The 12,701-nt window shown below is 70.2% G+C and carries 10 protein-coding genes; 3 read left to right on the top strand and 7 right to left on the bottom strand.

From position 1 onward, the window contains the following. Positions 1-97: 97 nt before the first annotated feature. The 6 genes from IH50_RS0134910 to IH50_RS41845 form a co-directional block, all read right to left on the bottom strand. On the bottom strand, positions 98-1,162 hold the full coding sequence (locus IH50_RS0134910) for a threonine ammonia-lyase (RefSeq protein WP_051767572.1): 1,065 nt from the start codon (positions 1,160-1,162) through the stop codon (positions 98-100). A 294-nt stretch (positions 1,163-1,456) separates the two neighbouring features. After that, positions 1,457-3,790 carry an ABC transporter permease gene (locus tag IH50_RS0134905; RefSeq protein ID WP_030871842.1) on the bottom strand — a complete coding sequence of 778 codons (2,334 nt, stop codon included), beginning with the start codon at positions 3,788-3,790 and terminating at the stop codon, positions 1,457-1,459. After that, complete coding sequence (locus IH50_RS0134900; protein ID WP_030871838.1) at positions 3,787-4,494, bottom strand: ABC transporter ATP-binding protein; 708 nt, start codon at positions 4,492-4,494, stop codon at positions 3,787-3,789. Before IH50_RS0134900 ends, IH50_RS0134905 begins: the two co-directional genes overlap by 4 nt. Positions 4,495-4,649: 155 nt before the next feature. Further along, the gene (locus IH50_RS0134895) at positions 4,650-6,560 is read right to left on the bottom strand and encodes an ABC transporter ATP-binding protein (RefSeq protein ID WP_234328311.1); all 1,911 of its coding nucleotides are present in this window, start codon (positions 6,558-6,560) and stop codon (positions 4,650-4,652) included. A 73-nt stretch (positions 6,561-6,633) separates the two neighbouring features. Beyond that, positions 6,634-7,437, bottom strand: a complete 804-nt coding sequence (locus IH50_RS0134890) for an alpha/beta fold hydrolase (protein WP_030871832.1) — start codon at positions 7,435-7,437, stop codon at positions 6,634-6,636. An 898-nt stretch (positions 7,438-8,335) separates the two neighbouring features. Continuing rightward, entirely contained in the window at positions 8,336-8,476 is a 141-nt protein-coding gene (locus tag IH50_RS41845; RefSeq protein ID WP_158801391.1) for a hypothetical protein, read from the bottom strand. Between IH50_RS41845 and IH50_RS0134885 the strand changes: the two genes are divergently transcribed. Next, complete coding sequence (locus tag IH50_RS0134885; RefSeq protein ID WP_158801389.1) at positions 8,475-8,789, top strand: hypothetical protein; 315 nt, start codon at positions 8,475-8,477, stop codon at positions 8,787-8,789. The two genes, IH50_RS41845 and IH50_RS0134885, sit on opposite strands and share 2 nt — an antisense overlap. Before the next feature lie 16 nt (positions 8,790-8,805). Here the strand turns inward: IH50_RS0134885 and IH50_RS0134880 are convergent, their stop codons facing one another. Further along, entirely contained in the window at positions 8,806-10,053 is a 1,248-nt protein-coding gene (locus tag IH50_RS0134880) for a sensor histidine kinase (protein WP_051767571.1), read from the bottom strand. A 227-nt stretch (positions 10,054-10,280) separates the two neighbouring features. On the opposite strand from IH50_RS0134880, the gene IH50_RS0134875 reads away from it, so the two are divergent. Both IH50_RS0134875 and IH50_RS0134865 read left to right on the top strand, forming a co-directional pair. Next, positions 10,281-11,324 carry a beta-ketoacyl-ACP synthase 3 gene (locus IH50_RS0134875; RefSeq protein ID WP_324617164.1) on the top strand — a complete coding sequence of 348 codons (1,044 nt, stop codon included), beginning with the start codon at positions 10,281-10,283 and terminating at the stop codon, positions 11,322-11,324. A 94-nt stretch (positions 11,325-11,418) separates the two neighbouring features. Continuing rightward, positions 11,419-12,657, top strand: coding sequence for a beta-ketoacyl-[acyl-carrier-protein] synthase family protein (locus IH50_RS0134865; RefSeq protein WP_030871823.1), 1,239 nt, complete (start codon positions 11,419-11,421; stop codon positions 12,655-12,657). The last annotated feature ends 44 nt before the right edge of the window (positions 12,658-12,701 follow it).

Raw genomic sequence — 12,701 nt, 5'->3', positions numbered from 1 at the left:
ATGCCGAAACGGGCCGGGCGCCTCGACGACTTGAAGTCGTCGAGGCGCCCGGCCCGCCGTTCGTGCCGCCCGCCGTCCTCAGCCGCTGCGCGCCTCCTCAGACCGCAGCGGTGTCCGGGGCGGAGACCTCCTGGCCGGCCAGCAGTGCGGCAGCCAGACTCGGCTCGACGTTCCCACCGCTGAGCAGCACGCCGACGTCCGTGCCGAGGCGGGACGCGTGCTCCAGGGCGGCGGCGAGCGCCGCGGCCGCCGCGGGCTCGATGACCAGCCGGGCGTGCAGGAATGCGGCGCGCATCGCCTCGGCGATGGCTTCCTCCGACACCGTCTCGACCGCGGCCACCGCCCCTCGGGCGATGGTGAAGGGCAAGGCACCGATGCGGTCGGGGCGAAGTCCGTCGGCGATGGTGTACCCGGCGGTCACGGTCACCGGACGGTCCGCGCGCAGCGCCGTGGTGAGTGCCGGCACGGCCTGCGGTTCGGCCCCGACCACGGCCACCTCGCGCCCCTCGGCCGTGAGACAGGCACCGGCGATCGCACTGCCGCCGCCGACCGGGACGACCACCGCGTCCAGGCGCGCGCCCTGCTCCGCGGCCTGATCGAGGAGTTCGGCCGTGGCGGTCCCCTGGCCGGCGACGACGTGAGGGTTCTGGTACGGGTCGATGACGTCGTAGCCCAATGTCCCGCGCAGGTCGGACACGGCGGCCACCCGGTCGGCGAGCAGGGTGCCCGCCGTCACCACCTCGGCACCGGCCTCCCGGATCCGGTGGATCTTGGCCGGTGGGGCGTCGGTGGGCAGGACCACGACGGCCGGGAGACCGTACTGCCGGGCGGCGAGCGCGACCGCGATCGCGTGGTTGCCGGTACTCTGCGCGATCACCCCGCGGCTGCCGGACATGGCAAGGTGCTCCACCGCCAGGAGCGCCCCACGGACCTTGAACGAACCCCCGCGCTGAAGATTCTCCGCCTTCAGCCACAGCCGTGCGCCGCACCGGGTGTCCAACGGCTCGCAACGCAGCACGGGGGTCCGCCATACCCGGTCGGCCAGGCGTCGTCCGGCCCGCTCGACGGCCGCACGGTCCAGGCGCGCGCCCTCCTCGGCGCCGTCCGGCCCGCTCGTCCCGCTGTGTCCGTATGTGTGCTCTCGCGCATGACCGATGCCCATGAACTCCCCATGATTGCCAGAAATTCGGTGCCGCGACGATGCCGGAAGAGCCGGACTGCATTGCCGGCACGAGTGGGCTGCAAAAAAGAACCGATGCGGCTCTGTGGAAACAGCGACGCGGCTTTTCGGAAAACCCTGTCGAGGGCAGATCTGGGCGTCATGCTCGCATACTTGCTTTTGGCTGGGAAGAAGTGCTGATTTATCGCGGTGAGTACGCGGATGCCGACCACCGGAACGGTGGTCGGCATCCGTGGTCGCAGGTTTTCCCCGGGGGATGTAGGAAAATCCTGCCCGTCATTCGCTGCGCAGCGCCTCCGCGGTGGCCATACGGGTCGTTGTACGCGCCGGGAAGTAAGCGCCCAGAACCGTGATCACCACGCCGACGAGGCTGAGGAGCAACAGAACCGGCGCCTGCCACACGTCCAGCATGCGTGCCGGCAGTTCCACCTTCGCCGCCTCACTGGCGATCGGCATGATCAGGCGGTGGGCGAGCACGCCCAGGACCAGCCCGAGCACTCCGCCGATCACCCCGAGCGCCGTCATCGACGTCACCGTCATGCCGACCACCTGACGAGGTGTCATGCCCAGGGACTGCAGGGTGGCCAGGTCGCGGCGGCGCTCACGGGTGTTGAGCACGACCGTGTTGAACACACCGAGGCCCGCCACCGTCGCCAGCATCAGTGCGAGGACCACCGACAGACCGATGACGGCCCTGGTGAAGCCGGAGGAGCTGTCCGTCGGGCGGGTGTAGAGGCCCGGGTCCGTCGACCGCACCGCATCGACGTACTCGGCGACGCTCGTGCCGGGGGACACCTGCACCAGGTACTGGAAGCGGGAGTTGAGCTGCGTGGCGTCCAAGTCGAGGGCGGACAGCGCCCGCCAGTCCGCGTAGAGCAGATCGCCGTTGCTCATCAGCGAGGCGACGATCGTGGCACGGACAGGCTTGCCGCCCACCTCCATGGTCAGCCGGTCACCGACGTGCAGCCCCCGCTCGCGAAGGAAGGCCGTCGACGCGGCGACCTGTCCCGGAGCCTCGATCTGATGCCCCGTGACGATCTGGTCCTTGAAGTCCAGCGCGGAGGTGTCCCCGCGCCAGAACTCGGCGACGACCTTCTTGGACCCGGTGATGGAGACCGGGACGTGCGCGCGGACCGTCACGCTCTTGGTGCCCTGAAGGGACCGCAGCGCCTTCTCCGTCTGCGCGTCGTCCAACTTGGGGGCCGTCTCGCCGAACTGCGGCTGGCCCGGCTGGACGACGAGCTGGGCCGAGGAGGCCGGGCTCTTGGCCTGCCCGAACTCGGTGACCGTACTGGCCAGACCGGTCGCGAAGGCCGTGGTGGTCGCCCCGAGGAGTACCGCGACCAGCGTCATCACCGTCCGGGCCGGACGGGTGAAGGGCTGCCCCAGGCCGAGGCTCACCGATCGAGGCAGGGAACTGCTGCTCAGACGGCGCTGGATCCCGAGTCCGCGGCCCCGGCGCGGAGCACTGCCCGCGCTGATCGCCTCGGCTGCGGACAGCCGGTGGGCCCGCATCGCCGGGACGGCCGCGGCCAGGACGACGAGAAGCGGCATGCCGGCCAGGGCGGCGACCGGCACCCACCAGCTGATCGCGACACCGCTGAGGTCCATGCCGGTGCCCTGGAAGGCGTTGGTCAGCAGCGGATCGGTCGCGAGGACACCGCCGACGGTGCCCAGCACGCAGCCGATCAGCGCGGGGAGGGAGACCATGAGCAGATAGATCCCGACCACCTGACGTGGCGTGAATCCCAGCGACTTGAGCACTCCGATGTGCCGGAAGCCGGAGACGACGGCGCCGCTGATGACGTTGGAGACGATCACGACGGCGACGATGAGGCCGAGGATGCCGAAGACCATCAGGAACGGGACGTAGACACCGGGACCCGAGGCCACGTCCTCCTTGATCGTGAGATACGACTGCGTGGCGACCAGCGAGCCCTTCGGCAGTCCCTCCGTGGCCTTCTCCACGCTCCGCTCGACGTCGGCCTTCGTGGCCGCCGACGAGAACCGGTACAGCATCTGCTGGGCCGTCGGGTGCAGCGCCGTCATCTGCTCGGGCGTGACCCAGGCGTCGGCGGTGCGGCTCAGGGTGTGGGCATAGCCGACGATGGTGAGCTTCGTGCCGTCCGGGGTCACCACCTTGGCGTCCGCCGGGAACGGCGGTGCGCTGCCGTTCGCGGGCGGGGTCTGGTTCACCACGATCTCGCCGGGCTGTTCAGCCCAGCGGCCGCTCCACACGTTCACCTTGTCCACGGGGCCGCCCGCGTCCGCCCGGCCCACCACCGTGAGCGGGCCGGACAGGAAGGCGGCACTGCCCGGAGCGATGCTCACCGAGGTCTGGCCGAAGGGGCCGGCGGAGGCCTCGACACCTGGCCGCTCGGCGGTCGCGGCGAGCCGCTGCGCCGAGACCTCGGCGGGATCGAACGCGGCGACGGCGTGGGCCCCCTGCTGCTTCCCGAAAGCCCGGTCGAAAGGGCGGCTGGCGGAGTCGAGGAGTCCCGTCGCGATGACCATCGTCGCGGTGGACAGCAGAACGACCAGGCCGATGACGAGCGTCTGCAGCCGACGACGCCGGACGGCGGCCCGTGCGGCATGCCATACGGCGCTCATGCGGCCCGCTCCAGGACCTTCTCGCGGGCGATCCGGCCGTCCTCGAACTCGATCAGACGGGTCGCGCAACGTTCGGCGAGGCGCGGATCGTGCGTGACGATGAGCAGCGTCTGACCGATCCGGTTGAGGTCGAGCAGCAGGTTCATCACCTGCTCACCGCTGCTGCTGTCCAGAGCGCCGGTCGGTTCGTCCGCCAGCAGCAGGGACGGCTTGTTCATCAGCGCCCGGGCCACCGCGACGCGCTGTCGCTGGCCGCCGCTGAGCGTCGCCGGATAGTTGTTCCGCTGGTCCGCGACGCCGAGTTCGCCGAGGAGGTCGAGCGCACGCTTGCGGGACTGCCGGGCCGAGGTGCCGGAGAGCTGCCCGGCGAGCGCCACGTTGTCCAGCGCCGTCAGGTCGTCGAGCAGGTTGAAGAACTGGAAGACCATGCCGATCCGCCGACGCCGGTACAGAGCCAGACCTGTCTCGTTGAGGCTGCCCAGTTCTTCGCCGTGGACGTTGACCGACCCCGCGGTGGGGCGGTCGAGACCCGCGATCATGTTCAGCAGGGTGGACTTTCCGCAGCCCGACGGTCCCATGACCGCGACCGCCTCGCCCTCCCGGATCTCCATCGAGACGCCGTCGAGAGCGACGGACTGCCCGTACTCCTTGCGCACACCGTCGAGCCGTACGACGACCTGGTCAGAGCCTTTCTCAGTGGTCATGAGGCGACCGTAGGCGGTGCGCCGGCGGGCGGACGTCGGTCCCGGGAGGTAATTCGGCCCAGCCGTCATCCTTGCGATGTACGTCCGGCAGACACGAACGGCCCCGCCCGGGGTCTGTCCCTCGGGCAGGGCCGTTCGGCGACGGTGGCCGGAGCTCAGCGCATCTCGGCGGGGACGTCGGCGTCGTCCGGGGCCTGCTGTGCGAACTGGGTGCGGTACAGGTCGGCGTAGAGCCCCTCGGCGGCGAGCAGCTCCTCGTGGGTGCCGCTCTCCCGTATCCGTCCGGACTCGAGGACGATGATCTGGTCCGCTTCGCGGATGGTGGACAGCCGGTGCGCGATCACCAGCGATGTCCGGCCGGCCAGGGCGGTCTGCAGAGCGCGCTGGATCGCCGCCTCGGACTCCGAGTCGAGGTGGGCGGTCGCCTCGTCGAGGACCACCACGGGCGGGGCCTTCAGCAGCAGCCGGGCCAGGGATATCCGCTGCTTCTCGCCGCCGGAGAGGCGGTGGCCGCGGTCACCGACCACTGTGTCGAGGCCGTTGGGCAAGCTGCTGACGGTGTCCCAGACACGCGCGGCCACGCAGGCGTCGATCAGTTCCTGCTCGTTGGCGTCGGGCCGCGCGTAGGTCAGATTGGCCCGCAGCGTGTCGTGGAAGAGATGGGCGTCCTGGGGCACCACACCGACCGTGTCGCGCAGCGACTGCAGGGTCAGCTCGCCGATGTCGTGCCCGCCGATCCGGATGGTGCCCGAGGTCGGGTCGTAAAGGCGCGGCACGAGGTTGATGAGTGTGGTCTTGCCGGCGCCGGACGGCCCGACGAGCGCGGTCATCCGGCCCGCGGGCGCACGGAACGTCAGCTCGTGCAATGCCGGCTCCTCGCCGCCGCGTTCCGGCACGCGCGTGCCCACCGACTCCAGGGAGGCGAGCGAGACCTCCTCGGCAGTGGGGTACCGGAAGGTGACCCGGTCGAACACGATGTCCGGCGCCTTGTGGCCGGGGCCCGACACGGCCAGCGTGCGGGCGTCGGGGCGTTGCGACACCGACGGTTCGAGATCCAGAATCTCGAACACCCGGTCGAAGCTGACCAGGGCGTTCATCGCGGTGACTTGCAGGCTGGACAGCTGGTTGACCGGTCCGTAGAGCCGGATCAGCAGGGTCACCATGGCGACGAGCGTGCCGATCGGCAGGACTCCGTCGATGGTGAGGGCGCCGCCCAGTCCGTACACCAGGGCCGTGGTGAGCGAAGTGAGGACCGTGACGATGATGAAGAGCAGCCGGCCGTACACCACACCGCCGACGGCGACGTCGCGCACCCGGCCCGCGCGTGCCGCGAACAGGCTGTTCTCGTCGTCCACGCGGCCGTAGAGCTTGGCGAGCATGGCACCGGAGACGTTGAAGCGCTCGCTCATCATCGAGCTCATCTCGGCGTCGAGTTGCATCGTCTCCCGGGTGAGCCGCTGCAGCCTGCCGGCGATCATCCGCGCCGGCAGCAGGAACAGCGGAATCATCACCAGCGCGGCAACCGTGATCTGCCACGACAGGTAGAACATCGCGCCGAGGACGAGGACCAGTGTCAGGACGGTCGTGACCGCGTTGGTCAGGAGCGTCGTCACCGCCTGCCGTGCCCCGATGACGTCGGCGTTGAGGCGGCTGACCAGTGCGCCGGTCTGCGCCCGTGTGAAGAACGCCAGCGACTGCTGCTGCACGTGTGCGAACACCTTGGTCCGCAGGTCGTAGACGAGCCCCTCACCGATCCGGCCCGAACACCAGGTCTGCACGTACAGGGCCACGGCGTCCACCAAGGTCAGCCCCGCGATGGTCAGGCACAGCCCGACCACGACTCCGAGCCGGCGGGGCACGATGCCGTCATCGATGACCATCTTGAGGATCAGCGGGCCGGCGGCAGCGATGACGGCGGTGGCGACCGTCGTCAGGAGGAGCAGGACCAGCGCCCCGCGGTAGCGTTTGGCGTACGGGAGGATCCGCCGGACGGTGCCGGCCCGGACCCTCTGCCGCGTGATCGAGTCGTCGTCGAACCGCAGACCCGCCGGTCTGACCTTGGTCACGGAAACCTGCCTCACTGTCGTGTCCCGTCGTTCGACGGTGACGTCGCTCGACGGGTCGGTACTTGTCGACGGATCAGTACTTGCCGAGGAATTCGACGATGGCCGCGTTGACCGCCTCCGGACGCTCGAGGTAGCCGAGGTGCCCGCACCCCGGGATGTCCACCAGATCGCAGCCGGGGATCGCGTCGGCCACCTCGCCGGCCAGGTGCGGCGGGCAGATGAGGTCGTCGGAGAAGGAGATGACACGGCACGGCACCGTGACTCCGCGCAGGGCCTGCCGGCGGTCGCCGAGCGACTCGGAGACCGAGTCCTGGCCGGAGGCCCGTCCGTTGTCCCCGGACAGCTCGAAGATCTCCAGCCAGGTGGTGACGGCGGCCTCGTCGTTGAGGGTCGTCGGCGACATCATCTCCAGGACCGTCCGGAGCGCCGTGTACGACGGGGGCAGTGTCAGGCCGCTCTCACGCAGCGCGCGATCAGCCGCGGACTGCGCGCGGCGCAGCGCGTCCGCCCTCGCCCTGGTGGACATCAGGACCGCGGATCGCACCAGTTCGCCGTGGCTGAGCGCCAGTTCCTGCGCGATCATCGCCCCCATCGAGGTGCCGACCACGTGGCACGGGCCGAGGCTCAGGGCCTCCATCAGGCCGACCGTGTCGGCGACTAGCTCGTCGAGCGTGTACATGCCGGGTGGGGCGTCGGATCCCCCGATCCCCCGGTTGTCGAACGTGATCGTCTCGTAGCCGGCCGCGTTCAACGCCGGTGTCTGGTGCATGGTCCAGACGCGGCCCGCGGCTCCCGAGCCCATGATGAGGAGGACGGGTTCCCCCTGACCCTGGCGCTCGTAGGCCAGGCGGATCCCATTGGTGTTCACAAAAGGCATGGCTTCCCCGACTCGTTTCACTGCCGTTGACGGAAGTGCGCGGAGCGCAGACCGACGGGCAGAGGTGGACCTGTCCGTGACGGGGTGTGCGGCCCGCTGCTACGCCCCGGGCGGTTCGACGCGGTACGCGCGGAACGTGGAATTACAACGTGATCAGTACCATCCGGTCGATCGTCTGGTCGATCCCCCGACGTTCAACTGATGACTCCGCGCACTTGAACGAACCGCGCCCGGCGCGCGGAGGCCCTCGGGCTGAGGACGGGCAGGGGGAGGGCGGCAATTCCACCATTCCGGTGCGAACTCCCACGCAGAGCCGTGGATGCTGGAATAATGGTGCATCGAACATTTCCAGGGGGAGGCCTGCCGACAGGGCGTGGCGCTGCAGCAGATCCTGCGAGCCCGGCCGACGGCCTCGCCCGCTCTCGGTACGCAGCAACCTTCGTACCCGGACGGGGTACGGCGGAACAGCGCGCGACCCTCTCGGCCACCGTTGCCGTTTTCCCCCTCCCACCTGGTTCAACGCCTCGCCAGAAAGGTCGCGGATGAACTCCGACTCTCCGTCCAGCGGGCGCGCCTGGTTCACGAGGGAAGGCCCCCGCCGCTCGGGTGTCCACGCAACCTCCGTGACCCGGCTGCTGCTCTGGGCGGCTCGATGGCTGCCGGGGGCACAGGCCCGACTGCCCGTGCTGCGCTCGGCGGTGGCTCCCGGCGCGGTGTGTGTGAACTTCGCCGCTGCCGGTGCCATGTACAGCGTGGTCATGTCCATCCTCGCGGGGCCGACGGGGTGGGTGCATCACGTCGAGCCACTGGCACGCCCGCCTCGGTGGCCGACCGTGGTGGCCGCCCTGCTGAGGTACAGGAACATATCGGTGCACCACATGGCCGTGGGTGAGATCCCTCACCGGTGCGCCGCGGACTCCAGCTGCCGGACGTCTGCGCAGGCCGCCTGTCGGCTGTCCGTCGTACCGGACAGACCACCGCCCTCGGCCGGTACGGAGCCGCATTCCGCCTCCGCACCGATGCAGACGCTGGACGGCATGACCCGGTGGCTGGGTCTGGAACGGGTCGACTTCCTCATGGTCAAGCTCGATGCCGGGAACACCGGGAAGGCCGGGAGCCGGGTGCTCGCCGGAGCCTTCAAACTGCTGTTGCGCGACCGCCCCGTCCTGCTGGTGCGGATCGGCGGCTGGCCAGGTCTCGACCGCGGTTCCCTCGTGCACGGACTGACCAACACCCTGGGCTACCGCATGTACCGCTGGAGCGCGGGGGACTGGCGGCACACCGTCGCGGTCACGGAAGACTGCTGCACCTACCTCTTCCGCGCGGAGCCGACCCGGTTCCTGCGGGAGTAGCGCCGGCTCACGCCGGTCACGTCGACCGCCACGGGAGCCGGGCCTGGTTCACGAAGCCGCCTCCGAACCGGTGGCGTGCCTCGAGGGAACCCCCGTACGCGGCCAGCCTTTCCCGCAGTCCTATCAGGCCCCTGCCGTTGCCGGAGCTCGCCTGTTCCGTGCGGGTGCCACCGGTATCGGTGACCTCGATTTCCAGCCATTCCTCGTCATGGCGCAGTACGACCGAGGCGCTTGCTCCGGCCGCGTGCTTGAGCGAGTTGGTCAGGGCCTCCTGAACCACCCGGTACGCAGCGAGCTCGATGCCGGGCGGCAACGGTTCGGGCGGCAACGACATCTTGAGGTCCACCGGCATTCCGGTCGCCCGTACCCCGTCGACCAGGGTCTCGAGCTGATCGAGGCCCGGTTGTGGTTGCAGCCCTTCGACGGAGCCGAGGGGGGCGGCGAAAAGGCTCATGACAGCGCGGAGTTCGGCCATCGCGGCCCGCCCGCTGGCCTCCACCGCGTGCAGCGCCTTCCGGGCCTCCTCCGGGGCCGCGTCGAGGACCCGGTGCGCCGCGCCCGCCTGGATCACCATTACACTCACGTTGTGCGACACGACGTCGTGGAGTTCGGCGGTGATGCGGGCGCGCTCCTCCTCCACGGCCTTGCGGGCAGCCTCCTGCTTCTCCGTCTGGAGGGCGACCACATGCCGCTGGCTGGCCCTGAACTGGTCCTGCCAGTGCCGCACGGTGGCGGCGACGACTGCGGCGAGCAGCATGATCACGAAGGCGGCGGACCAGCCCGGCAGCTCCGGCGCGGCACCGTTGAAGGCGAGGCTGCTCAGCACCGCGGCGATCACCAGGCTCGTCGACGCGAGCACACGTCGACGGCTGTGGCCGATCGCGCTGTAGGCGGCCAAGGCGCAGACCGTGAGTGTGATCCAGGTGGCCTGGCTGCCCAGCAGCAGACCCAGGCCCACCGCGGCCCAGAACGCGGGCAGCGGATACCGGCGTCGAAGGGCCAGAGGCAGTGGATTGGCGGCGATGAGCCAGTAGTTCGGACGCCCGCCCCTCGGTATGTAGGTCGGCGCGTCCTGCGGGTTCACGCCGGACATGTAGTCGACGGGCTGGAACTTCCAGCTGGCGATGACCCCGACGACGGCCAGCGTGACCGCGAGCAGGGTGTCCACCAGCAGTGCCCGTGCCCTGGGACGCGCCTCGGGGCGCAGCACCTCACGCACGGACTGAGCCCATCCGGTCTTCACGTCGTTCGTTCCCTGTCCCACCCGGACATTGTGACGGCAGGCGGAAGCTGGTACACCGCTCTGTTCGGCCGACACCGAGGGTACGGTTGAACGGCCGGTCCGAATGCCGTTGCGATATGAAACCAGCCGAATCGAATGAGCCGCCCGGCCGCTGTTGTACCCGCTATTCGGGCCTGTGTACGGTTGATCTTCGTCGAACTCCCCGGAACACCCTGTCTTGTGTCGTCAGAAAAAGGAACTGAAGGGGCATGAGAACAATGCACGCGACGGAGTTCACGACGCCGACCAGGGAAGCACCGGACGACCGCTTCGCCGCAGTTGTCACCGGGCTGGGAACGTGCCTTCCCCGTACAGAAATCCACAATGCCTGGTTCGCTGAGCGCCTGGACACCAGCGACGACTGGATCCGTGCGCGCACCGGAATCGCCGCCCGACGGCGCGTGACACCGGATGTCTCCATGACGGATCTCGCCTGCGCGGCGGCCGACGCCGCCCTGCGCTCGGCAGGCCGTACGACGGTGGACGCACTGGTGCTCGCCACCACGACCCCGGACCGGCCGTGCCCGGCCGCTGCCCCCGAGGTCGCCGACCGTATCGGCCAGGGCGGGATACCGGCCTTCGACGTGTCGGCGGTGTGCAGCGGCTTCGTCTACGCGTTGGCGACCGCCACCGGGCTGCTCAGTGCCGGCCTGGCGGACAGCGTTCTGGTGACCGCCGCCGAGACGTACTCGCGCATCGTCGACCCCGCCGACCGGTCGACCGCGGTGCTCTTCGGCGACGGTGCGGGTGCGGTGGTGCTGCGCCGCGGCACCGCGCGGGAGGCAGGGGCCCTGCTCGCGTTCGATCTGGGCAGCGACGGCGCCGCCAGGGACGCGATTCACGTGCCCGGCGAGCGTGAACAGCCGGAGGGCGAACGCTGGTTCACGATGCTGGGCCGCAAAGTGTACCTACGGGCCGTCGAACAGATGACGGCCTCCGCTCTGAGTGTGGTGAAGGGCTGCGCCTGGGCCCCGGACGCCATCGGGGCCTTCGTGGCCCACCAGGCCAACGCGCGCATCATCGACGCGGTCGCGGACCGGCTCGGGGTGCCGTCAAAGGCCGTGGTGTGCGAGATCGCCCGGGTCGGCAACACCGCGGCCGCGTCCATCCCGCTGGCACTGGCCGATGCCGTCGACGGCGGGCGTCTCAAGCCCGGCCTCCGCACCGTGCTCACTGCCTTCGGCGGTGGACTGACCTGGGGATCGGCCTCACTGACCTGGCCGGACCTGACCCCCGTACGTTCCGAAATATGACAGAAGGAAACCCGCAGATGAGCTCCTTCCACACGCCCCCGTTCCTCGATCTTCTCGACCGGACCCACCAGGTCCCCGTCCTCGACCCGACGGCATGACCGCCCCCGCGCAGAGCCGATCCGACATCGTCATCACCGGCATCGGCATGGTCACACCGGCCGGACTCACCAGCGGATCGGCCTGGACGGCGACGTGCGCCGGTCTGTCCGGTGCCATGGAGGATCCCCGGTTGGCCGGCCTCGGCGTGCCGTTCAGCTACGCCGCGACCGGCTTCGACGCACAGCAGGAGCACGGTGGCGAGGCCCACCCGATGGATCTCTTCACCAGGTTCGCCGTCACGGCGGCACGCGCCGCCGTCGCCGACGCGTCCATGACCGACGACTCCTGGGACCCCTCTCGGGTCGGCGTCGTCCTCGGCACCGGGATCGGCGGACAGCGGGCCTGGCAGGAGCAGTGGCTGCGGCTGGCGGACCTGGGACCGCACGCGGTCGACGCACTGACAGTCCCGAAGGCCCTGGACAACATCGCGGCCGGCACCGTTGCCTGCGACATGGGCCTGCACGGCCCGTCCCTGACCGTGTCCACGGCGTGCGCTTCCGGCACGACCGCCCTGGGCACGGCCCTGGACCTGCTGCGCGCGGGTCGCTGCGACGTGGTCCTCGCCGGCGGCACCGAGGCCGCCGTGACCCCCTTGGTCTCCACCGGTTTCAACCGCCTCAAGGCGCTCTCCCGACGCTCCGAGGACCCGGCCCGGGCGTCCCGGCCGTTCGACGCGGGCCGCGACGGCTTCGTCCTGGGCGAGGGAGCGGCCGTGCTCGTCCTGGAACGGGCGGAGGACGCCCAGGCCCGAGGCCGGCGCGGATACGCGCGGCTGCTTGGATACGGCGCCTCATCAGACGCCCATCACCTCACCGCTCCCGACCCCGAGGGGCACGGCGCCCGGCTGGCCCTGCGGCAGGCTCTGGCGGACGCAGGGGTGGGCGCCTCGGAGGTGACCTTCGTCAACGCCCACGCGACCAGCACCCCACAAGGGGACGCCGTCGAGGCACGGCTCATCGAGGGGATATTCGGCACAGAGGTCGCCGTCACCTCCACCAAGGGCGTCACCGGGCACATGCTCGGCGCGGCGGGGGCGGTCGAGGCCGCGTTCACCGCGCTGTCCATCGAGCAGGGGCTCATACCGCCCACCGCCAACTTCGAGACCGCCGACCCGGATCTGCCCGACATCGACATCGTGCACGGCGGACCCCGGCACACCCCGGTGTCCGTTGCTGTGAGCAACTCGTTCGGCTTCGGAGGCCAGAACGCGGTCCTCGTGCTCGGCAGCGTCTGAATCGGACGACCCGGCCGGACGATCCCGGCGCACCGCCTGCCCGG

Source organism: Streptomyces sp. NRRL S-37 (genome assembly GCF_000721605.1).
GTDB lineage: Bacteria > Actinomycetota > Actinomycetes > Streptomycetales > Streptomycetaceae > Streptomyces.
The sequence above is the reverse complement of the archived record's forward strand: the minus strand, read 5'-3'. Positions and strand labels throughout refer to the sequence as shown.